This window comes from Bradyrhizobium sp. SZCCT0148 (genome assembly GCF_018129985.1).
GTDB lineage: Bacteria > Pseudomonadota > Alphaproteobacteria > Rhizobiales > Xanthobacteraceae > Bradyrhizobium > Bradyrhizobium japonicum_H.
This window is the reverse complement of record NZ_JAFCKT010000001.1, coordinates 1,147,698-1,167,146: the sequence shown is the minus strand read 5'-3', so window position 1 is coordinate 1,167,146 and position 19,449 is coordinate 1,147,698. Positions and strand designations below refer to the sequence as shown.

The 19,449-nt window shown below is 62.0% G+C and carries 31 protein-coding genes and 1 tRNA gene; 15 read left to right on the top strand and 17 right to left on the bottom strand.

Features of this window, described 5'->3' with window-relative positions; translation table 11 throughout:
- Positions 1 to 45: 45 nt before the first annotated feature.
- The 5 genes from JQ580_RS05655 to JQ580_RS05635 all read right to left on the bottom strand — a co-directional run bounded on the left by JQ580_RS05655 (position 46) and on the right by JQ580_RS05635 (position 3,277).
- Positions 46 to 207, bottom strand: a complete 162-nt coding sequence (locus JQ580_RS05655; RefSeq protein ID WP_212279274.1) for a hypothetical protein — start codon at positions 205 to 207, stop codon at positions 46 to 48.
- 55 nt (positions 208 to 262) lie between these two features.
- A complete protein-coding gene (locus JQ580_RS05650; protein WP_212278686.1) occupies positions 263 to 535 on the bottom strand; it encodes a hypothetical protein in 273 nt (90 codons plus the stop codon).
- A gap of 137 nt (positions 536 to 672) precedes the next feature.
- Positions 673 to 1,680 (bottom strand): acyl-CoA desaturase, encoded by a 1,008-nt coding sequence (locus JQ580_RS05645; RefSeq protein WP_212278685.1) that lies wholly within the window; start codon positions 1,678 to 1,680, stop codon positions 673 to 675.
- 121 nt (positions 1,681 to 1,801) lie between these two features.
- Positions 1,802 to 2,428 (bottom strand): PilZ domain-containing protein, encoded by a 627-nt coding sequence (locus tag JQ580_RS05640; protein WP_212278684.1) that lies wholly within the window; start codon positions 2,426 to 2,428, stop codon positions 1,802 to 1,804.
- A 222-nt stretch (positions 2,429 to 2,650) separates the two neighbouring features.
- Positions 2,651 to 3,277: a hypothetical protein gene (locus tag JQ580_RS05635; protein ID WP_212278683.1), complete on the bottom strand. Its 627-nt coding sequence runs from the start codon at positions 3,275 to 3,277 to the stop codon at positions 2,651 to 2,653.
- A 441-nt stretch (positions 3,278 to 3,718) separates the two neighbouring features.
- Here JQ580_RS05635 and JQ580_RS05630 point away from each other — a divergent pair, with 441 nt between their 5' ends.
- On the top strand, positions 3,719 to 5,164 hold the full coding sequence (locus JQ580_RS05630; protein WP_212278682.1) for a glycosyltransferase: 1,446 nt from the start codon (positions 3,719 to 3,721) through the stop codon (positions 5,162 to 5,164).
- A gap of 64 nt (positions 5,165 to 5,228) precedes the next feature.
- Positions 5,229 to 6,827 carry a hypothetical protein gene (locus tag JQ580_RS05625; protein WP_212278681.1) on the top strand — a complete coding sequence of 533 codons (1,599 nt, stop codon included), beginning with the start codon at positions 5,229 to 5,231 and terminating at the stop codon, positions 6,825 to 6,827.
- A 212-nt stretch (positions 6,828 to 7,039) separates the two neighbouring features.
- Here JQ580_RS05625 and JQ580_RS05620 read toward each other — a convergent pair whose 3' ends face one another.
- Positions 7,040 to 8,008, bottom strand: coding sequence for a tripartite tricarboxylate transporter substrate binding protein (locus JQ580_RS05620; RefSeq protein ID WP_212278680.1), 969 nt, complete (start codon positions 8,006 to 8,008; stop codon positions 7,040 to 7,042).
- 268 nt (positions 8,009 to 8,276) lie between these two features.
- Positions 8,277 to 8,351, bottom strand: a tRNA-Glu gene (locus tag JQ580_RS05615).
- A gap of 224 nt (positions 8,352 to 8,575) precedes the next feature.
- Between JQ580_RS05615 and JQ580_RS05610 the strand changes: the two genes are divergently transcribed.
- From JQ580_RS05610 to JQ580_RS05600, 3 genes are read left to right on the top strand one after another with little or no spacing between them, the layout of a single operon-like run.
- The gene (locus tag JQ580_RS05610; protein ID WP_212278679.1) at positions 8,576 to 8,830 is read left to right on the top strand and encodes a PilZ domain-containing protein; all 255 of its coding nucleotides are present in this window, start codon (positions 8,576 to 8,578) and stop codon (positions 8,828 to 8,830) included.
- 56 nt (positions 8,831 to 8,886) lie between these two features.
- Positions 8,887 to 9,132 (top strand): hypothetical protein, encoded by a 246-nt coding sequence (locus JQ580_RS05605; protein WP_212278678.1) that lies wholly within the window; start codon positions 8,887 to 8,889, stop codon positions 9,130 to 9,132.
- Positions 9,133 to 9,137: 5 nt separating this feature from the next.
- Positions 9,138 to 9,305 (top strand): hypothetical protein, encoded by a 168-nt coding sequence (locus JQ580_RS05600; protein WP_212278677.1) that lies wholly within the window; start codon positions 9,138 to 9,140, stop codon positions 9,303 to 9,305.
- Between the two features lie 127 nt (positions 9,306 to 9,432).
- Here the strand turns inward: JQ580_RS05600 and JQ580_RS05595 are convergent, their stop codons facing one another.
- From JQ580_RS05595 to JQ580_RS05580, 4 genes are all read right to left on the bottom strand, one after another.
- Entirely contained in the window at positions 9,433 to 10,071 is a 639-nt protein-coding gene (locus tag JQ580_RS05595) for a glutathione S-transferase family protein (protein ID WP_212278676.1), read from the bottom strand.
- 305 nt (positions 10,072 to 10,376) lie between these two features.
- On the bottom strand, positions 10,377 to 10,829 hold the full coding sequence (locus tag JQ580_RS05590; RefSeq protein WP_212278675.1) for a VOC family protein: 453 nt from the start codon (positions 10,827 to 10,829) through the stop codon (positions 10,377 to 10,379).
- A 732-nt stretch (positions 10,830 to 11,561) separates the two neighbouring features.
- Positions 11,562 to 11,714, bottom strand: a complete 153-nt coding sequence (locus JQ580_RS05585) for a hypothetical protein (protein ID WP_212278674.1) — start codon at positions 11,712 to 11,714, stop codon at positions 11,562 to 11,564.
- Positions 11,715 to 11,773: 59 nt separating this feature from the next.
- A complete protein-coding gene (locus tag JQ580_RS05580; protein WP_212278673.1) occupies positions 11,774 to 11,965 on the bottom strand; it encodes a DUF3072 domain-containing protein in 192 nt (63 codons plus the stop codon).
- Between the two features lie 94 nt (positions 11,966 to 12,059).
- On the opposite strand from JQ580_RS05580, the gene JQ580_RS05575 reads away from it, so the two are divergent.
- The 4 genes from JQ580_RS05575 to JQ580_RS05560 all read left to right on the top strand — a co-directional run bounded on the left by JQ580_RS05575 (position 12,060) and on the right by JQ580_RS05560 (position 13,287).
- Positions 12,060 to 12,293, top strand: a complete 234-nt coding sequence (locus JQ580_RS05575; protein WP_212278672.1) for a hypothetical protein — start codon at positions 12,060 to 12,062, stop codon at positions 12,291 to 12,293.
- Positions 12,290 to 12,514 carry a hypothetical protein gene (locus JQ580_RS05570; protein ID WP_409363192.1) on the top strand — a complete coding sequence of 75 codons (225 nt, stop codon included), beginning with the start codon at positions 12,290 to 12,292 and terminating at the stop codon, positions 12,512 to 12,514. Before JQ580_RS05575 ends, JQ580_RS05570 begins: the two co-directional genes overlap by 4 nt.
- A 197-nt stretch (positions 12,515 to 12,711) precedes the next feature.
- The gene (locus JQ580_RS05565) at positions 12,712 to 12,924 is read left to right on the top strand and encodes a DUF2934 domain-containing protein (RefSeq protein WP_212278670.1); all 213 of its coding nucleotides are present in this window, start codon (positions 12,712 to 12,714) and stop codon (positions 12,922 to 12,924) included.
- 135 nt (positions 12,925 to 13,059) lie between these two features.
- Positions 13,060 to 13,287: a hypothetical protein gene (locus JQ580_RS05560; protein WP_212278669.1), complete on the top strand. Its 228-nt coding sequence runs from the start codon at positions 13,060 to 13,062 to the stop codon at positions 13,285 to 13,287.
- Between the two features lie 904 nt (positions 13,288 to 14,191).
- Here the strand turns inward: JQ580_RS05560 and JQ580_RS05555 are convergent.
- From JQ580_RS05555 to JQ580_RS05545, 3 genes are all read right to left on the bottom strand, one after another.
- Positions 14,192 to 14,464, bottom strand: a complete 273-nt coding sequence (locus JQ580_RS05555) for a hypothetical protein (RefSeq protein WP_212278668.1) — start codon at positions 14,462 to 14,464, stop codon at positions 14,192 to 14,194.
- A gap of 222 nt (positions 14,465 to 14,686) precedes the next feature.
- Positions 14,687 to 14,989, bottom strand: coding sequence for a hypothetical protein (locus JQ580_RS05550; protein WP_212278667.1), 303 nt, complete (start codon positions 14,987 to 14,989; stop codon positions 14,687 to 14,689).
- A 112-nt stretch (positions 14,990 to 15,101) separates the two neighbouring features.
- Complete coding sequence (locus tag JQ580_RS05545; RefSeq protein ID WP_212278666.1) at positions 15,102 to 15,593, bottom strand: hypothetical protein; 492 nt, start codon at positions 15,591 to 15,593, stop codon at positions 15,102 to 15,104.
- Positions 15,594 to 15,944: 351 nt separating this feature from the next.
- Here JQ580_RS05545 and JQ580_RS05540 point away from each other — a divergent pair, with 351 nt between their 5' ends.
- From JQ580_RS05540 to JQ580_RS05520, 5 genes are all read left to right on the top strand, one after another.
- Positions 15,945 to 16,241, top strand: coding sequence for an HU family DNA-binding protein (locus JQ580_RS05540; protein ID WP_094896974.1), 297 nt, complete (start codon positions 15,945 to 15,947; stop codon positions 16,239 to 16,241).
- A 451-nt stretch (positions 16,242 to 16,692) separates the two neighbouring features.
- Complete coding sequence (locus JQ580_RS05535; RefSeq protein ID WP_212278665.1) at positions 16,693 to 16,830, top strand: hypothetical protein; 138 nt, start codon at positions 16,693 to 16,695, stop codon at positions 16,828 to 16,830.
- A gap of 222 nt (positions 16,831 to 17,052) precedes the next feature.
- Entirely contained in the window at positions 17,053 to 17,202 is a 150-nt protein-coding gene (locus JQ580_RS05530) for a hypothetical protein (RefSeq protein ID WP_212278664.1), read from the top strand.
- Positions 17,203 to 17,384: 182 nt separating this feature from the next.
- A complete protein-coding gene (locus JQ580_RS05525) occupies positions 17,385 to 17,531 on the top strand; it encodes a hypothetical protein (RefSeq protein WP_212278663.1) in 147 nt (48 codons plus the stop codon).
- A 316-nt stretch (positions 17,532 to 17,847) separates the two neighbouring features.
- Entirely contained in the window at positions 17,848 to 18,045 is a 198-nt protein-coding gene (locus tag JQ580_RS05520) for a hypothetical protein (RefSeq protein WP_212278662.1), read from the top strand.
- Between the two features lie 15 nt (positions 18,046 to 18,060).
- Here JQ580_RS05520 and JQ580_RS34080 read toward each other — a convergent pair whose 3' ends face one another.
- The gene (locus tag JQ580_RS34080; protein ID WP_283813935.1) at positions 18,061 to 18,186 is read right to left on the bottom strand and encodes a hypothetical protein; all 126 of its coding nucleotides are present in this window, start codon (positions 18,184 to 18,186) and stop codon (positions 18,061 to 18,063) included.
- A 92-nt stretch (positions 18,187 to 18,278) separates the two neighbouring features.
- Positions 18,279 to 18,668, bottom strand: a complete 390-nt coding sequence (locus tag JQ580_RS33720; RefSeq protein WP_249133934.1) for a hypothetical protein — start codon at positions 18,666 to 18,668, stop codon at positions 18,279 to 18,281.
- Positions 18,669 to 18,788: 120 nt separating this feature from the next.
- On the opposite strand from JQ580_RS33720, the gene JQ580_RS05510 reads away from it, so the two are divergent.
- The gene (locus JQ580_RS05510) at positions 18,789 to 19,085 is read left to right on the top strand and encodes a hypothetical protein (protein WP_212278661.1); all 297 of its coding nucleotides are present in this window, start codon (positions 18,789 to 18,791) and stop codon (positions 19,083 to 19,085) included.
- Positions 19,086 to 19,154: 69 nt separating this feature from the next.
- On the opposite strand, the gene JQ580_RS05505 is transcribed toward JQ580_RS05510, so the two are convergent.
- Positions 19,155 to 19,319 carry a hypothetical protein gene (locus JQ580_RS05505; protein WP_162832225.1) on the bottom strand — a complete coding sequence of 55 codons (165 nt, stop codon included), beginning with the start codon at positions 19,317 to 19,319 and terminating at the stop codon, positions 19,155 to 19,157.
- Between the last annotated feature and the right edge of the window lie 130 nt (positions 19,320 to 19,449).

Genomic DNA, 19,449 nt, shown 5'->3' with positions numbered 1-19,449 from the left:
CAAGTTTCTTCGATTCACCACGCAGCCGCGCGCCAGATAGGCCAGCTAGCTGCGCTCGGTCGGTCCGCGACGGGGCGGTGAGGCGATCCGGCGCGTCCGCGTCTGCTCCAACTCCCAGACGGCGCGCACCAGGCACGTGCCGAGGCAGAAGACGATGAGCAACAGCAGGAAGGCCTGGTCCACGGCGGGCATGTGTATCATGGCCATAAATAAAGCAACGCCCATGCCATCCGTTCCCGGAGCGGCCAGCGTTTTCCGCCTTTCAGTGTGTGGTGAACGGCGGCGGCGCCCCGGGAGCGACGTCGAAGGCGCCGAGATGGAATTCCTCGGCAAGGGATTCGTCGGCCTCGCCCGACTGCATCAGCAACGTGAACGCGGCCTGCGGGTAGAGCTTCCAGATCTCCAGATCGCAGGCGGTGATGGTAAGCCAGCCGAACGTGTACATGTAGCGTCCGGGCTCGGTGACCCGGCCGACCCTGTCCCAGGTGATCTTATCGACTTTGATTTTGTCCGGCGTGATCTTGTCGACTGCCATTCGGTCCCCCGATCGCAAGCCTGCAAATGACGCCCGGCCTGGAGGCACGGACGTTCAAAAGCTGATCCCGCAATGGGGCCGCGATAGGGCAGCGATGCGGAGGCAAGACGGCCCGGCGGTGGCCGCTGCTTGCCAATTCAGCGCGCCGTCGAGGCCGCCTCTGCTTCGGCCGCCCGCTCCAGCTGACGGTGCGAGGCGTGGAAGACGTCGTGGACGAGGCCGATCTTCTCCATGCCCAGGATGATCAGGCCGTTGAGATCGATCTCCCACCAGGCGTGCGAGATGTAGGCGTCCCGCGGGAAGCGGTGATGGTTGTTGTGCAGACCCTCGCCGAAGGTGAGAATCGTGGTCACGAACTCGTTGGTCGAGGCATCGTCGACCTCGAAGCGGCGATAGCCGTAAGCGTGGCAGACCGAGCCGGTGAGCTGGCTGGTGAGGATCAGCAGATAGGCGCGGAGCAAGCCGGAGAACAGCACGCAGCCGATCATGGCGTGCACGCCGCCGAAAGTATAGCCGATCACGCCCGGGATGAAGACGGCCGACATCCCGTACCAAACCCAGCGGGTGCGCACGAAGAACATCGCGATCGGGTCGGCGAGAATGTCCTTGGCGTAGTATTCGTTGTCGGTGGTGGCCTGGTCGAACACCCAGCTACCCTGGGCGTGCAGGAAGCCCTTGAGCGCGCTGACATAGCGATTGCCGAAGCCGTCGAATTGCGGGCTGTGGGGATCGCCGACGTCGTCGGCATAGAGATGATGGCGGCGATGGTTGGCGACCCATTTCGCGATCGAGCCCTGGATCGCCATCTGGGCGATGGCGCAGAAGAACACGCGCATGATCGGGCCGGTACGGAAGCTGCGATGGACGAACAGGCGGTGCATGCCGGCGCCGATGCCGAATGTCGTCAGCGCGAACATCCAGGCGAATGTGAACAGCTCGACCTTGCCGACGCCTTGCGTCACGGCCCAGACGATGCCGGCGACCGCGCCGACATAGAGGATGCCGAGCAGGAGATAGCTCTCGCGCAGCTTGGCCTCGACCAGCGGTCCCTCGGTGACGACGCCGGGTGGAAGCTGCGGCTTGGACGTAACGGGCGCGTTCGGCGCGATCTCTGCCGGGGCGAACTCGGCGTCGGCGATGGACATTCCAGGACTTCCGATACTCGGGGCCCGCAGTGATTGCGGACGTGCTGGGCCACACCCTAACGCGTGGGCGCTGCCACCTCCAGTATTTAGTTAAGGAAAGGTTAAAATCGACGCGCCGGCTTCAGGCCGACTGCTGCAGCGGCGAGCGCACGATGAGCCGGACGAGGTCGTCCCGCGACTGCTTTTCGGCGAATTTGACCGCAAAGCCGTTGTCGAATTTGCGGATGACGCGCCCGACACAGGCGCCGACGGCAAGCGGGGTTCCGACCGGTGGGTCGTACTCGCAGGAGATCGCCACCCCCGCCGTGGAGACGTCGATGATGAAGCAGGAATAGGTGTGGCCATCGGCGAGCGTCAGGACGGTGTGCGAGACCTGCGGAACGAACCGTGCGTCGCGCCGCAGTTCCTTGATGCTGTCATCCTTCTGCTTCTTTTCGAGCCAGGTGAGCTTTTCCGACATCCAGGCGCGCCGCGCGCGCGTCATGTCGAGCTCCATCAGGAAACCCGACTTCAGCGTCGCGCTGATGGTGCACTGGAATTCCCCGAAATCCTGGAAATAGGAGGTGAGGCGCTCCCCGACCTTTCCGACGACGGGCACGTCCACGATCATGCGGAAAGGAGATACACGCTTGGTGCGGCAGGCGAAGCTGCGCAGCTTGCCCTCACAATCGTACCAGCGGGGCAGCGAGTAGCTGCCGCTCACCGTGACTTCCACTGCGCGTTGCCTGAGGAACTCTGCGACGGACATGCGGGCCAATCGTGTTTCGGATTATTTCCGTAATTCCACGGTAGCGGTCAAATTCTAAGCAAGTGATACCCGCGCTCAGGAGCAGGGGTAAATTTCCGGTAAATGCGCGCCTCGGTCGCGCAGACGAAAACGCGGCAAAAGGACCCGTTGGGGTGCAGGCGGTATCACAAGCTCGTCAATGAGGGCTCGATGGCTCAATGAAGCAACGAGGCGCCCCGGCAGCTAGAGAAATCCGAACAGCACCAGCAAAGCCAGCGTGCCCACGGCCAAGACGAGTTGGATCGCCAACCATGTCAGGCCGTTCGGGCTGATCTCCAATCCCAGCGGCGGCAATGCACGCCGCATCGCCAGCGCCGCGAGTGCTTCGGCGACGGCGAGCAGGAGCGCGATACCGGCGATGAAGGACCATGACTCGGCGGGGGGTATCCATGGCGCGAGCCAGGCGGGCACGGAGTCTTTCAAAACTGGAAGCAACGTGAACCAGCCGAACCAGAATGCGGACCGCTTGACGATGTCGGGGCCAATTGCTTCGGGCTCGAAGCGGATACCGATCTTAGCCAGCGCGCTTTCGATGCGCCCGGCGTCGGTCAGGACGACGAACGCGCCGAGATAGAGCGGAATGCGCGACTGGAAGAGCAAAGCGAGGATACCGAACACGATGGCGTAGCCGACGACATCGGCGAGAATATTTTCGACGCTCCGGCCCGGCGGCTCAGGCGCGGCGGGAGCAGAGTCCGGCTGCGGCTCCGGCTTCGATCTGGCGCGCGCCAGGTGCTCAAGCATTTTGGTAAGCCGGTCCGGCGAATATGTCGGCGTGCGATGTATCCATGCCGGCGGCGTCGTCGTCACCGCGGGGGTGCCGGAGTAGCCTTCCGTGGTCGACTTGCGCTGCTCAATGAACCGAACGGGATCCTTCAAACCGTGCCGGCGTCGCGGCGGGCGAGGCAACTGCTGCGCACGTTGGTCGGATACAAGGGCCGGGCAGGTTCATGCCGGGGTGACGAATTCATGCCGCTTGTCACCTAGGACGGAGGGCGAGTTGGCGACGGCTTTCGGCAATCCGCAGGGGATATTTTGCGTTCCGGCACGAAGGTGCTCCGCGACCGGCGGCAAGCTTGCTCATGATCTTCTTGTTGATCTCGCCCCACAGTTGCGCTTGAGTATCGGCAGGTCTGGGGGGACCCTATTGATGTCTATTTTTGTGGCTGCGGCGTCTCGCGCCGCAGTGTTGGATTTTGTAGTCAGTTTCAGTTCGGGCAGGCTCAATAAAACCTGCGTCTTGCCATGGACATGACCGTGATGTCCAGCTGCCTGTCGCCGCGGAAGGCAGGTATTCTCGATCATGCTGACCGTATCGCCACGGACCGGGTGGCATGGCGCGCAAAAAACAGCTTTTTCCACGACGAGGATGAGCGCTATCTCCGGTTTCTGATCCCGCCGGGAAGTCGGGTCCTCGACATCGGCTGCGGCATTGGCGATACGCTCGCGAGTCTCGCGCCGTCACACGGCGTCGGGGTCGATTTCTGTCGCAAGCAAATCGCGATCGCGCGGCAGCGCCACGCCGGTCTCACTTTCGTCGAAGGCGATGTCGAGGACCCCGCGACGCTGGATGCGCTGCAAGGTCCGTTCGACTACATCCTCGTCCTCGATACGATCGGTGCGATGGAGGATTGTCAGAAGTTCATCGCCCAACTGCATCCGCTCTGCACGCGGGATACGCGGCTGGTGATCGGGTACTTCTCGCATCTGTGGTACCCCCTGCTGAAACTGGCCGAGTTCGTCGGCCTGCGAATGCCGCACCCGGACCAGAACGTGCTGTCGCCGTCCGACCTGCGCAGCCTTGCCAGGCTCGCGGATTTCGATCCGGTCAAGTCGGAGCAGCGCGTTCTCTCGCCGGTGCGGATGTTCGGGCTCGGGCGTTTTCTCAATCGTTTCGTCAGCGTGCTGCCGGGAGTCCGCCAATTGGCGCTTCGGCACTATCTGGTCGCAAGGTCCAACCGCACGGCGGGGGAAGAATTCGCCTCCGCCACCGTCGTCGTCCCGGCGCGCAACGAGCGCGGCAATATCGAGCCCGCGGTCCGGCGAATTCCCGACTTCTGCAGCGACATCGAGATCATCTTCGTCGAAGGCCACAGCCAGGATGGCACCTTCGAGGAGATGGAGCGGGTCAGGCAAGCCTATCCATCCAAGGACATCAAGGTGATGCGCCAGCCCGGCAAGGGCAAGGCCGACGCCGTCTTCACCGCCTTCGATGCAGCGCGCGGCGACGTGCTGATCATTCTCGATGCCGACCTGACGATGCCGCCGGAGCAGATTCCGAAATTCGTCGAGGCGCTAGGGGCGGGCAAGGGCGAGTTTGTCAATGGATCCCGCCTGGTCTATCCCATGGACGATGGCGCGATGCGCTTCCTGAATCTGATCGCCAACAAGATCTTCTCCTATCTGTTCTCCTGGCTGCTCAATCAGCGCTATACCGACACCTTGTGTGGCACCAAGGTCATGCGCCGTAGCGACTATCAGCGCCTGAAGGCCGGAAAGGCCTATTTCGGTGATTTCGATCCGTTCGGCGACTTCGACCTGATCTTCGGCGCATCGAAGCTCAACCTGAAATCCGTGGATCTCCCGATCCGCTATGCCGCGCGCACCTATGGCGAAACCCAGATCTCCAGGTTTCGCCATGGCTGGATGTTGTTGAAGATGGTGGCTTTCGCCTTTCTCAAGATCAAGGCGATCTAGGTCGCGGAAGCCAACGACGATGATGTCAGACGATCGCTGCTTTCCCGACGCACGCGTGAGCGGAATGATCAGAGTACTGCTGATCCTCATCGTGCCGTCGCTGTATCTGGCGGCGACGCTGCTCTACTCGGCCTACCAGGCCGTCTGGGGTGTCCAGGTCGATCCGGAATCGGCGTACACCATGAACGGGCTGGTGGCGGCGGCGGGATACGGCTCGCTGAAATTCGATCATCCGGGAACGACGACGACGCTGCTCGTCGAACTGATCGTGAGGGGCTGGGCCCTGCTCGCCAGGGCTGGGGACATCGTCGCGTTCGGGCTCGCGCACTACGACGCGATCACATGGGCGGCGCGCACGGGTGAGGCGCTGGTGCTCGCGGCCGCGCTGCTGGCCGGCGGGATCATCGTCGGCCGGACGACGCACAGCGCGATCGCTGCGACGCTGTTTCAGGCCGGCGCGTTCGTGCACGCGGACGCGTTTCACTTCCAGACGGTGCTTGCGCCGGAAAGCCTGATGGCCGCGATCGCGCTGTTCGGCATGGCGATCGTGATCAAGGCCGCGCTTGATGCGCATCCGCCGTCGATGCGTCTCGGCGTCGTATGTGGGGGCATCTTCGCGCTCGGGTTCTCGACGAAATATCTCTATCTGCCGCAGGCGCTGTTCGCCGTGTGCCTGCTTCGAAACAGGCGCGCCTTCGTCGCCGCTACGGTCACCGGGGCGATCGGATTCGTTGGTTTCAGCCTGGTCTTCAATCCGGGAACGATCACGCGCGGGTTCGGATGGCTCGTGCAGATCGCCACCCACAAGGGGAATTACGGAGAGGGCGAGCCCGGTTTCATTGATTTCGGATTGTTCTGGTCAAACATGGCCGAGATCATCAAGGCCGCGCCGCTCGTGTTCGGCGTGTACGCCGCAGCGGCGGTCGCGGCGCTGGCCGGGTGTATCGAGCACCGGAACTGGCGTGATCCGCTCAGCCTGACGCTCGGTGCCGCCGTCCTTATCCATGCGGCCCATCTCGTGGCGACGTCGAAACATTATGCGCTGCATTACATGATGGCGCCGTGGGTCCTGACCGGCGGCGTGCTGGTCCTGATCGTGGTGCAGGTCAAGCGTCTGGTTCCCGCTGTCCCTCCGGTCGCGCTCAGCCTGCTTGCAGGCAGCCTGTGTGCCGCCATGAGCGCGATGACTCTGGTCGATGTCCGCGCCGCAGCGCTGCAGGCGTCGCACTTGAACGCGATCGGGGCCCGGCTCTCGAAGGCCGTGGTCGCGGCAGGTCCCGCCTGCGCCAACGTCTCCGGCATGTTCGTGCGCGCGCCGGAGAACGACATGAACCACGGCTGGGACATGACGCTGCAGCTCTGGGGCGATCAGCCGATGCGGGACAGGTTTTCCGCGGCCTATGCGAGCGCGTTCAGAGTCCCGTTGCTGGACCACAACAGCTATACACACGTGCTGAAGAACAACTTTCGACCTTACAGCTACGCCAAGCTCGGGGCGGACTATCCGTGCATCATCGTCCGCTCGGCGGCGGCGCTCGATGCCGAAAATTCGATCGGACTGCTGGCGCTAAATCCGGACCATTGCGTGATCGAAGGGATCCACGTCTATACCGTCGGGCTCGCCTGCGCCAAGGTGCGCAGCAGTTTTCTGGAACAGAGGTGAGGGCACCGGGGCTGCCCGGCGCCCTAAGGGGCCGTTCCACAATCGAGGTCGCCGTCAATGTCTCCATCGACTTTTTGGAGGCCAAGAGGAAGCTGCGCAGTTCAGCCAATATGCCACCAACGCTTTCATTAAAATCCAGCGCTCGGCTCCGCTGAGGTTGAGGGCCAAGCCTTTCAATTCGTAACGGACCGAATACCCTCCGCGCGACTCAGCTATTTCGGCTCCGCCAACTCGCTGGCGAGAGGCTGCAAGTTTTTAGTCATCTCGTCGAGGCGCTTCTGCCACTCGGCTCCGGGCATGAAGGCGAGCACCGGAGCATCACCTGGAGAGCTCTTGACGTAGTCGGGATCGGTGAGGCTCTCGGCGATCGCCGTTTCCAGCTTCTTCGCGACGTCGTCGGGCGCACCCTTCGGCAGCGCAAAGCCACGCTCCGCGGTCATGATGACGGGAACGCCCGCTTCCTCGGCGGTGGGTACACCGGGCAAGGACGGGGAACGAGCCTTCGACAGAATCGCGAGGGCCCGGAGCTCTCCCTTGTTGGTGCCGTGCAGTTCGGGCACTTCGCTCAGGCTGACCATTCCGACATCGAGATGGCCGCCGAGAACGTCGGTCCTCTGCGCTGCCGTTCCGCGATAGGAGATCTCGTTTGGCTCGGCGCCGACAGCCTTCGCGAGCATGCGGATGGCCAGATGGCCGTTGGTGCCGGCTCCGTTATGTCCGAACGTGACCGAACCGGGCTTCTTGCGCAGCGCGTCGACAACGCTGGCGAGCGTCATGAACGGGCTGTCGTTGCGAACGACGATCACGCCGGGATCGTCGACCACGCGCGCAACCAGACGGATTTCGTCCATGGTGTACTGGGTCTTGCGCGTCATCGGCAGAAAGTTGTAGCCGGGCACGTTGACCACACCCATCGCATAAGCGTCGGGAGCAGCGCGTGCGATCGCGGTGAACGCGATCTCGCCGCCGGCGCCCGGCTTGTTGAGGACGACAAACCGCGCGTTTCCGCCGAGCCGCTTCTCGACGAAGGGAAGCAGCTTGCGAGCCATGACGTCGGTCCCGCCGCCCGCGGCGAAGCCAACGACGACCTCGATCGGCTTGTCCTCGGGCCACGCGGCCATCGCCGCTCCCGAGGCCGTCAGGACGACCATCAATATGACCGTTCGAACCTTCCTCAACATGAGGGCCATCCTTTCATTCTTCGTAGCCAACAAATCGGGGCTGCGGCGTCTCTGATCTTGCAATGCCGGTCCGGCACTATCGATGCGATGCCATGACCGGTCCAGTGACGGGAAGGCGACGTGCCGCCGTCAATGCTCACGCTCCAATCGGCAAGAGGAGGATTTGAAGGCGCGAGGTCGACAATACGGGGACCAACGGCCCCCACCCATGTATCAGCCACGTGTTTGAACACGGCGGCAGCGCGCGACTGTAAGGGATTGATTTTGCTGGCGCTCCCTAGCGGAATCGAACCGCTCTCTCCACCGTGAAAGGGTGGCGTCCTAACCGATAGACGAAGGGAGCAAACGCAGGGCCCTGCCGATTTTGCCGGCCCGGCCGCTACTGGCCGAGTCGAGCCCGGCGGCTTGCAGCGGGCGAACGTATAGTGGCCTTTCTGGCTCCCGGCAAGCCGTCCGGAAGCGGTCTTTTGACCCCGGTGGACAGCGCTGGCCCCGGGATGATCCGGAGGCGATTTCAACGGTTTCTTAGGGTTACACAAGTAGCGCTGGGTCAGGAGATCTTCGCCAATGCCCCCGCCGAAAAAGCGCGCCAGCCGCAAGCTGTTGTCGCAGCAAGCCTGGATCACCCTCGACGGCGGCTTCGCTGCGCGGCAGTGCCTGGTCCAGGACATCTCGGATTCCGGCGCCAAGATCACGCTGGAGGAGGACGCGAGCCAGCTCCCGGGCGTGATCCAACTTGCCTTCGCACGCGATGCGCGCACCGGGCGGAGCTGCCAGGTGGTCTGGCGCCGCGGCAAATCCGCCGGCATCAAGTTCATCTGATCACGATCACGGCCGCCCCGATGGCGCGCAGCGCCGCTCCGGGCTAGAACGCCGCCATGCGCGTACCGCTCCTCATCCTGATCTCGTTGCTGGTCACACCCGCCGCGGCGACGGAGAGCCTTCGTCTGCCGACCAACGAGCGGCCGCAGGCCGGCAAGACGCTGCCGCTGAAGGGCGCGGCCGGAAAGACACAAGCGGGCTCCTGCGCCAATTACGGTCCGCGCTTCGTCATGGTGGAGGGCACCGGGACCTGCGTGAAGATCGGCGGCTCGATCAGCATCGACACCACTGTCAGGCGCTAGAGCCGATGCCCCAGGATCTGCTGCGCCTCGACCTCATCGTTCCCGTGCTGATGTCCTGCGCAATGTTGTGGTGGGTCGGCCGCGGCCTGAGCTGGACGGCGCGGCTGGCGACCGCGGCGGTGACTCTGGTGCTGATCGTCTGCGTGCTGCTGGTCGAGCGCGGCTGGGGCTGAGCAAGACCTAAAAACGCGAAAACAACCCCATGCACAGTAGCCGTCAAGCGCCGAGTTGCGCCGCAGCTTTTGCGTCCCAACGCAGATTCATCGCGGCTCCACCGCGACTTGCACCGTGCCGCCCCGCTTACGACATCGGCGGTGCGACATGTTGTGCAAATCCGGGCCGTTTGCCGAGCTCGGCAAGCCAGCGAGTCAGATGCGGCTGCGCCGGCCGGGTGATGCCCTCGACGCCGAGCCAGCGCCGCGCATAGGAGCCGAGCGCGATGTCGGCGAGCGTGAACGCATCGCCCTCCATGAAACGGCGCGAGGAGAGCAGGCGGTCGGCAATCGCCCAGACCTCCGCGGCGGCATCGGCATCGCGCTGCACCTGGATCATGTCACGCTCGGCGGGCGCCGTGCGCACGATGCCCCAGAACACGGGGCGATCGACCGGCTGCACGGTCGACAGCGTCCAGTCGAGCCAGCGGTCGACGGAGGCGCGGCTCTTCGGCGCCTGCGGGTAGATCGGCGTGCCGCTGCCATGCGCGAGGCAGAGATAGCGCATGATGGAGTTGGATTCCCACAGCACGAAGTCGCCCTCGACCAGCGTGGGGATTCGCGCATTGGGGTTCATCGCGAGATAGTCGGCCTCGCGGGTCTTGCCGTAGGCCATGCCGGCGTCGATGCGCTCATAGGGCAGGGCGAGTTCGGTCAGGCACCACAGCACCTTCTGCACGTTGACCGAATTGGCACGGCCCCAGATCGTGAGCTTGGTGTCAGGCATGAAGCGTATCTCCCCGCGCGTTGTCCTTGGCCGCGGGTGATAGCGGAATTTCGTCAAACGCGCGATGCGCGATTGCGGCGCGCCCCTCATGCAAAAAGCTCCGCCGGAGGCGGAGCTTCGTTTGCAAAACAACCTGGCCAGTTGAAGCTGTCGCTCAGCGGCCGAAGAACAGCCACAACAGAATGATGACCGGGATCGGCACGCCCAGCATCCACAACAGAAGTCCGCGTCCCATGATTTTCTCCTCCAATCGCATTGTCGGAGAGTGAACGCGGGCAGCGCGGGCTTGTTCCAGTGCTTCGCGCCTACCAATGGCCCGTATTGGGCATCGACGCCCAGGGCTCCTGCGGCGGCTTCGGCTCGCCCTTCTGCAACAGCTCGATCGAGTGCAAGTCCGGCGAGCGGACGAAGGCCATGTTGCCGTCGCGCGGGGGACGGTTGATGGTGACGCCGGCCTTCTGCAGCCTCTCGCAGGTCGCGTAGATATCGTCGACCTCATAGGCGAGATGGCCGAAGAAGCGGTCCTCGCCATATTTTTCCTCGTCCCAATTCCAGGTCAGCTCGACCAGCGGCGCGCCGCGCGTTGGCGGCTGTGTCTTCAGCGCCTCGAGATCGTCCGCCGAGCACAGGAAGACCAGCGTGAACCGCCCCTTGTCGTTCTCGATCCGCCGCACTTCCTTCAGCCCGAAAGCATCAACATAAAACTTCAGCGCGACATCGAGATTGCGCACGCGCAGCATGGTGTGAAGGTATCGCATGGCTGTTGCTCCCTTTGGACAGACGGAGTTTTGCATTGGGCCGGGGACGGCGGGGGTAGGAGATAGCAGGAAAGTTGGGGGAGCGGCAGGGGGCGCGGGACATGCGTGTCAGGGCGGCTGGAGAACCAGGTCAGCCAAGCGTGGACTCAGATGCTACGCAAGGACTCTCACCCATGAAATGGCGCAGCGGACGCGTGGCCGCCTTACAGATGATGCAATGTAGAGCACTTGCAAAACCCATCATGCTTTCACGCAACAAAATCCACGACGGGTCTCTCTCCCCGTCTTACCCACCGGCAGCCGTTATTCGCAACAACCATCCACCTCGGGTCATTTCTGATGTCGTTCTTCGAGAACGAGCAATAACAGGGTGCGACCTCACCATGTCGGCACACTGTGACAACCTAATTCTCAGCGAAAGCTCAGAACGCGAACCAGGCCAGTACCGAATTGAAGGGCAGGACGGCCACGCCGAAGAGCACCAAGGGTGCGGGTTCGTTACCGGTACGGTCACTCATGGCAGGCTCCTTGAAGAAAGCCCCGCAGCGGCGGCGCTACGGGGCAATCAGTGCCGACAAGCGGGGGAGTCGGTCGGCGCCGCTCAGGCACCCAATTCCGATTTCGAGGACTCGTTCCTGGCAGGTGCTTACGCGCCTGATGCTGACGCCTGAAGAAAGCGGCGGGGCGTTGCCGGGCAGCTTGCGCCAGCTTCGGCGACGACGAGCCGGTCTCTCAGGCTGCCTTCTCGACGCCCTTGGCGATGATCTCGACTTCGAAATAGCCCATGTCGCGGAGCTCGTCGGCCTTTTTCTCGGCCGCTTCCCTGGTGTCCCGCTTCAAGATGATCTGGCCGGCGCCGTCGCGGGCGCAAACGAAATAAGGCATTTTCGATTCCCAATTTCGTTTGCATACACACGGCTCCCGGCTGCCGCAACGTTCTATGGCTACTCGTCGAGCCCGGCGTTTTGCCGCAGCTGGTCGATCAATTCCGAGGCTTCGGCCTTGGTCAGATCCTCCTTGGGCAGGTTCTCATGGGCCTGTTCGGCGAGGGTCTTGAGGTAGGATTCCTGGGCTCCGGTCATCGGGTCGCCCCCGGACACCCAGTCTTTAGGGTCCTTTTGCGTATTGTCGGCCATCGCGCATCTCCTTTTCGGTCTCCGTACAACGTCGGACTCGACTTTTCGTTCCGTTTTTGTTCTCTTTGGCCAACTTCAAATTGCGAGGCGGAACATGCCGGACCTGGACTATGTCAGGCGGGAGATCGAACGGATGCGCATCCAGATGGGCAGGCAGAGGAGGGAGATCCTTCAGTTGCAGCGGGCCGGCATCGGAACCGCTTCTGCCGAAGCGCTGCTGTCGCGGATGGAAGCAAAAGTCGAGGGTCTCTGTGCTCAGCGCGATGCGCTGAAGGCGGCGGAGCCGCGCGCGACCAAGGGCAGGGTGCTCGGCGGGAGGACGTGGTGAGCAAGCGATGGTTCGACGACGAAAGAGAACTGTCGCCCTTTCTGATCGCGCTGGAAAGTGTTCGCCGAAGAGCGACGCGGGAAGGGTGGTGCTATGCCCACGTCCAGGCCATTATCGTTGCTATCGACCAATACGCGGAAGCCGCGACAGGCAACCGCGAGTACTTTCTGAACAAGCCCGTTTCGATCGGCGACAGCAGAAAAGCCGCGGACATTCCGTGAGGCGTTGACGCCGCGATCTCACCACCTTGCGAGCGCGCCGTACACGCGACGTGCGTGTTCGAGTTGCGCGCATTACCACGTTGCCGACTTGTCAGCGCAGGCGGGCGCGATCCGCGTTCCGAAAACGGAACGTCGATCGCTTGAGAGCTTGTTAACCGACCGCCCTCAGGATGCCGCCCAAATCGGAGGAGATGATAATGTCGGACTTGGAACAGGCGATCCGCGAACGTGCTTACCAGCTCTGGATTGAAAGCGGTGCCGAGCATGGCCACGCCGAACGACATTGGCTCGACGCCCAGCGCGAAGTTCTCTCGGCATCTCTGGGCGCCGTGGCGCGGGTGTCGAAGGCGAGCTCCGACAAATCGAAAGCGAAACCTGCAGCTGCGCGAAAGAAGCGACGCGCCGCATAGATCCGCTGCCAGGTCGCGAAGAAGCGCTTTCCGACCTCATGAAACTCGGTGAACCGACGAACGCGATTGTCTGGTCCGACCGGAAGATGTGGTCTTTCGAGGCGAGGCCGCACGGCGGGTCTTACCGGATTTCGAATGAACTTCGCAGATGATCCCGTTCTGCTCATCGAATTGCTTCAGCCACGCTTCGATGTAGCCGGGATCGTCGGCACAAAGCCGCTCGAGCAAACGAAGGTTCTGCGCTCTGAATTCCACGAGGGTCTTAGGCATCATCTTTCCTCAAAACCCTGCCCGTTGAAAAAATGCGTGGAAGCGATCGACGGGTCAACGGCAAAGAGGGGCTTGAATTTGCATGTGAGCTGATGCAGCGCGCAAAAGCGAAAACCCCGCCGGGGGGAGCGGGGTTCTCTGTTGGGGTGAAGCTTAGGGACGCTTCAACTGTAAGACGCTCAAGCCGGCGGAAAGTTCAAAGACCAACACGAATTTTCCGTATGAACCTGGCCGAGCCCATTGCGACCAACCGGCATGCTTCAAAGCCTGCTTAGCGCAATCGTGGAACTCATCTTGTCTGCGGCATGGAGTGCCGCCGTGAGATTGCTCGGTGCAGAAAACCTTGTCGAGATCGCGAGTGCCATCGTCGGACTTAGCTTTATTTTGATTGGCTTCACAGTCTTCCTTCTGGACCACTGAAGACCGCCGACGAGAGCCATCGCGCTGCATCGCCGGCGTGGGCTGCGCTGGTGCTACAAGCTGCTCAGTTCGCCGGTTGCTGGGAGCCTGCTATTACAAATCCGCAGGTTAGTTGAAAACCAATCTCGCAAAACTATCCCAACGGCAGGCGGCAGGGTAACAAGCCGCCCCTCAACTGACACCCAGCCGCCGCGCTCAGATAGGGTGAAGCTGGGTCTTTCGAGACTCCCCAAGCCTGGCCCGCCTCACTGGCCTCAGAGGCAACGACCATGGCTACCCGCACGTACAATCACGAACGCTGGTCGAAGGATGACGACCGGCTGCTTCGATCCATGTCCGAGACCGGAAAGAGCCTCACCTTGATGATCGTGAAGCTCAAGCGCCCTGTAGCCTCGATCAGATCGCGGGCGATCGAACTCGGCGTAAATCTTCCGGAAACGCGCATCGGCCCGCGACGGAAGCCGCGGATTGTCTAACCCCACCGTCCGCAGACACCGGCTTCGGCGCAGGAGACACAAAAAGCCGCGCCGTTCCGCAGGGAACGACGCGACTCTGAGGCCGTCTGTCGAGACGCGGCTTACTTCATGTTGCCGCGGGTTTTCGTGCCGCCCTGGTCACTACCTGGGCCGGAGCCGCCCTGGCCGGACGCGTCGGGTTTCACCATTCCGCCCTTCTTCATCCCGTCATTGCTCATGCCGGTCGTGCTGTTGTTCATCGAGCCCCTGTCCGTGTTGGCCATGCCGGGCTTCTGCATGTTGTTGGACTGCGGCGCAGGGCCGGTCGCGTTCTGCGCAAAGGCCGAGCCGCACATCAAACCGAGGGCGGCGGTAGCGATCATGAACTTCTTCATTGTGAACTCCTGTTTGGTGCATGAGCCAAACGGGAGGGCGAAAGTCCTGTTCCTAAATTGGGCGATCGAGGAGAAAGTTGTTCGTGACAAGGGTTCCAACTCGGGCGCAGCGCGATGACCATTCATCTTCATCGCATTGAAAGGTCGTCGACACGCAAGCTGCGTACGAACGCGCTTCGCGTTCGTACGAGGACGACGGTGGCGCGCGTTCCTGGGATCGAGTTAGGCCGCAATCCGGTGCTCGACCGGAGCGGTCAGCAACTTGAGCGCCTGGGCGTGTTGCAGGTCGGGGACTGCGATCGCCGTGTGGCTGTAGACCGCATGCGTCCTCGAGTTTGCAATCGTGTCCAGGATCTGGCTGCCCTTGATGACATGAAGTCCCATGCCATCTTCGGTGGGGAAGATCGCCAGCACCACGTCATAGGCCGTGATGACGGCTCTGAGCGCTTCGGCCTTGTCTTCGGCGACGTCGACGAAGACACGAACATCAGCCGCGAGTTCACGCAGCTCGTCAAAATCCAGCACTGTGGGGGTACTCCAACGCAACAAGGACTGGATGGAGCTTGGCGGCGTTGGGTTACTGAAGTGTCAACAAGGCGTGCCGGGCCACAGGTTTCACGACGAGGTGACTTCGCGTCTAGCGCTTTGCTTGTTCCTTGCGAAGCCGCGCCTCTGCGGCCTCGTCCACGAGTTTCAAGGCGACACCGTCATAACTCAACTTGAATCCGCGGCCGACGATCCATGTCCATCCCTCGCGCTCCCTGATGGCTTCCGCATTGAACTGTTCGGAGATCGATTTGACGGCAGCATCCTGTGCCCCGGGATTGTTCAACTCCGCCTTGACCCGCCAGATCGGGTGCCGGGCGTCGGTCTCATCGCTATCGACCGAAACCTTGGCGCCGTTGATATCGCAGTCGAAGGTGTAGGTGTCGCGGCTTCGGCGGCAGAGATAGCGGCGTTGACTGACGAGCTTGCTGGTCTCGTCAAATGTCATTCCGGGCGAGAAGCCGAAGATGTCGGACTTCTTCAGCACGGCGAGGGAGGCAGGCCTCAGGAAGCCGGGCTGGATCGCGACGAGGGCTGCGACGGCAACGACGATCAAGCCTGCGATGACGATAGCGACCTTCATGAACACCCCTCGAAAAGCCTTCAGACCATTATAGGCAGAAGGGGCGTTCTGCCATGCCCCAAAAGCGAAAACCCCGCCTGGGGGAAGCGGGGCTTTCTGGTGGGGTGAAGCTTGGGGACTTCAATGATATGACGCGCCATCCGCAAAATGGTTCAAAGCGAAATTGCGTGTCCCTGTCGCACCTTGCGCAGGAAGTCGGGAACCCCGCAGAACCCTGCTTGCGTTTTTGGCCTTGATAGGCTCTAAGCCCGGTCAATTCATGACCTCTGGCATGAATCAGAAGCGCGCCTCCGCGGTCCGGCCGCGTCACAGCAGAGTTGTTCGCGCGCACCTCTTCAAAGGAATTCAGACATGGCGAAGATGACGAAGACCCAATTGATTGATGCAATTGCCGAAGGCACGCAGCTTTCGAAGAACGACGTGAAGTCTGTGATCGAGTACATGGCGACGGTCGGCTACAAGGAGCTCAACGAGTCCGGTGAGTTCGTCATTCCCGGCTTTGCAAAGATGTCGGTCGTGAACAAGCCGGCGACGGAAGCCCGCATGGGCGTCAATCCCTTCACCAAGGAGCCGATGCAGTTTGCGGCCAAGCCCGCCAGCAAGTCGGTGAAGGCTTCGCCGCTCAAGGTCGCCAAGGACGCCGTCTAAGCGCCGGCGATATCGTTGCTGCCGGGAGATGCCGCAGCGCGACTGAAAACAGGCGGTGCTCGGCGATTGAGATCCCGAACATCACCATGACGATAGGGACGAGCCCCAGGGCCCGCGCCCATTTTAGCCAGACACGGCTACCAAAGAAAAACCCCGCGCTTTGGCACGGGGCTTTTCTGGCTGACGGCGTTGGGATTTCAGCGCCTGGCCGCCAGCCGTATTTATAACTTAAAGTTGAAAATCCAAAAAGCAACAGCGCCGCGATGACGGAATATGTTCGTCCACCGCGGCGCTGCGATATGACTGGGCGCTGAAATCCCCAGCTTCCATGGGTCCACGCGGCGTTGAAAAGGTTCAACGCGACACGCCGGGAATTTCCAACCGGGGGACTGGACTTTTCGTTCTTTTTTTGTTCTAGTGGGCCACCTTAAGGACGCTTGGGAGGTGACTCATGACCGTCGAAAAGCAGCGCGAAGTGATCAGACTCTGGAATGAGCTCCGGAAGCTCGAGGGCCCGGCCGCAGAAGAGCTCCGCATCCAGATCCTGGAGTGCTTCTCGGAGACGAGCCGGACGAAGCGGGCGGCTTGATCTGCGCCGGCAGATACGGACGACACCGGACGTGCGGCCAGCGCGGGCTCAATTGGACCACTCGCGCTTGATCAGACGGCTGTCGCTGCCCCGACCGGGCGAGCATTTTGAAGTTCGTCTTGGGGGAGAGATTGCGGCGCACGCATTCGCCGCGGACTCGTCAGGAACGAACATGTGCAAGCAGCGTTCGCCTGCATGATATGCCCGCGATGCGCCCAGCCGATGGCGACTTCCACCAACAGCTTTCGATGCGAACCTTGCCGCGAGATCGTCATTGTGTTCGGCGTTGTCGCGAAGCAACTGCCGCCGAGCATCGTGCCGACGCGTGCTGCCGCTTATGAGGTCGCGCCGCGCGCCTTCATCGATCGTTAGGAATCGATCCGCCCTGATTTTTCCGACTCCGATTCGTTCTTCGAGAATGAAATGGAGTCGGATGCAGAACAAGTTGCGCCTGCCGCGACGATGCGGCCGCCCGTATCATAAAGGGACGGTGTGATGCGCAGCACAGCCGCGTCTTCGTCTCCTTCGTAAGCCGTGAGGCGAGGGAGAGCGACATGAATGCGTGCTGGTTTCTCGCCGAGATCGCAAAAGTGTTCTGGTACGATCGGCATCCGCGCCTGCGCAAAGGCAAGCCGTCGGTGCCGCAAGTGCCGCCGCCGCGATCGACGTCTCTCGACACGTCGTCTCCCGATGCCACGTGATCCGACCGTCACGCGCGCACGTATTGTTAAGATCTTCACCGTGCCGATTCTTCGATTCCGATTCGTTCTTCAGGAACGAAATGGTGTCGAAGCTGGAACAAAGCCGGTCGGCGGGACACGGCAGCCTCAGCTCACGAGAAACCCATTGCTGTTCATTAATGGAAGGGTTCGATCAGTTGCTAACGAGAGTTTTCGCCAAAGCCGATAACCCTATTCAGTTAGGTTAAAAGACTAATCGCGTTGCGTACGGCCCTTGTTGCGGTAGGTGTCTGGCAAGGACAAGCAACAAACGACTTTGCCAAGAAGCAATTTTGCCATGACACCTTTTTCAGAACCGTCCTTTTACCAGGGCGACCGTCACACCTATCGTCGCGTCGCGATCGTCGGCACGCTGTTCTGCCTCGCTTTCTTGCTGATCAGCTTCTCGCTGCGGCCGCAGCTCGAAGACACGCGCGTCGCAATCAAGGCCGACCGGCTGGTACGCACGGCGGGCCAGCCAGTGCCCGCCAACTAAAGCGCAACACGCCAGCTAGCGCCCGTTGCCACTGATAGGCTCGTCGGCGCGCACGGAAGCTGACGCTCCGCCGTGCGAAGCAAGCGCCACGAAGCCGGCATAGCCGGACAAATTGAGCAGTACTTCCAGCCACACGGGCATGTCGGCCTCTTCTGATTTTTTGCGTGAAGACGGCATCAACGGCCGCGCGCTAATCTGGTTTCATGCTCCCGTCCGAAAACGCAAAAGAGAACTCAGAGCGGAGAGGAGGGGTCGAGCCGGCGGCCGAGGGTCGCAACGGTTTCGCTCGACGGCTGCTGCTTCAGGAACTCCGCGATTGCGCGCGCGAGCTCGCCGTCGCTCATCGGCGTCGGCGGCGCGTGCAGCGTCCCTATCCCGAAATTTCGAACGATCTCGTCGTAGTGGCCATCCTCGGAACGGGGAACCAGCTTGCGGATACGGGCCAGCAAGGCAGATAACGGCAAACTCTCCTCCTCGGTCGTCCGCCCCGCTGGCAGCAATCCTCGTCTGCTGCCATCTGCTCCCGTTAAACCGAAAACCCCGCCGGCATCGCGGAGATGCTGACGGGGTTTCGGCGCGGCTACCTCGACCGGATGGCGGAAGCTGCTGCGCTGGAGGTCCAATTCACGGGCGTCGATTTAGTTCCAGCCGGATCCAAGGTTTTTTGTCGCACGGGTTCCCCGCCTTGGCGCAACCATCGCCGCTGCTCGCCGTTATCCCGGCAGACGCGAAGGAGAAATAGAATGAAGAAAACATTGGCAGTTTTGGCCACCATCGCAGCGGTCGGTGTCACCGCGGTCGCGGCGCCTGCGCCCGCCGAAGCGCGCGGGCGCGGGATCGGCCCGGGCCTTGCTTTCGGTCTTGCGGCCGGAGCGATCACCGCGGGCGCCGTCGCTGCATCGCAGCCCTACGGATATGGATACGGGTATGGCCCCCGCTACGGCTATTACGGCGGACCCGGCTACTATTCACCGGGCCCCTACGCCTACTATGGTGGCGGACCGTACTACCGGCACCATCGCCATTGGCGCCATTGGTAAGACACTCTCAAACGAAAAGCCCGGAGCGATGCTCCGGGCTTTTTTCATGCGCGTTGATCGGACCGTGCTTTACGGCCAGAGCGAAGGCCGCTCGACCTTGCGAGCGTTTTCCAGGGTCGATACGAAATACTCTTCGCGCTCTCGTTTGAATTTCTCCTGCGTGGCACGGAAGGCGGCGACACGGGCGGCGATTTCGTCGCGCTCACGGGCTTTGCGTTCTTCGTCTTCGGTCATAGCCATCCCCTCAAGTTTGCTACTGAACCCAAGCACTGCCGCCGCATCATCTTGAGTCGCATTGAAACATCCATTGATGCTCCCGAATGGGGCGTCAATGGGGAGGAGGCATTGCAGGATTGTGATATGC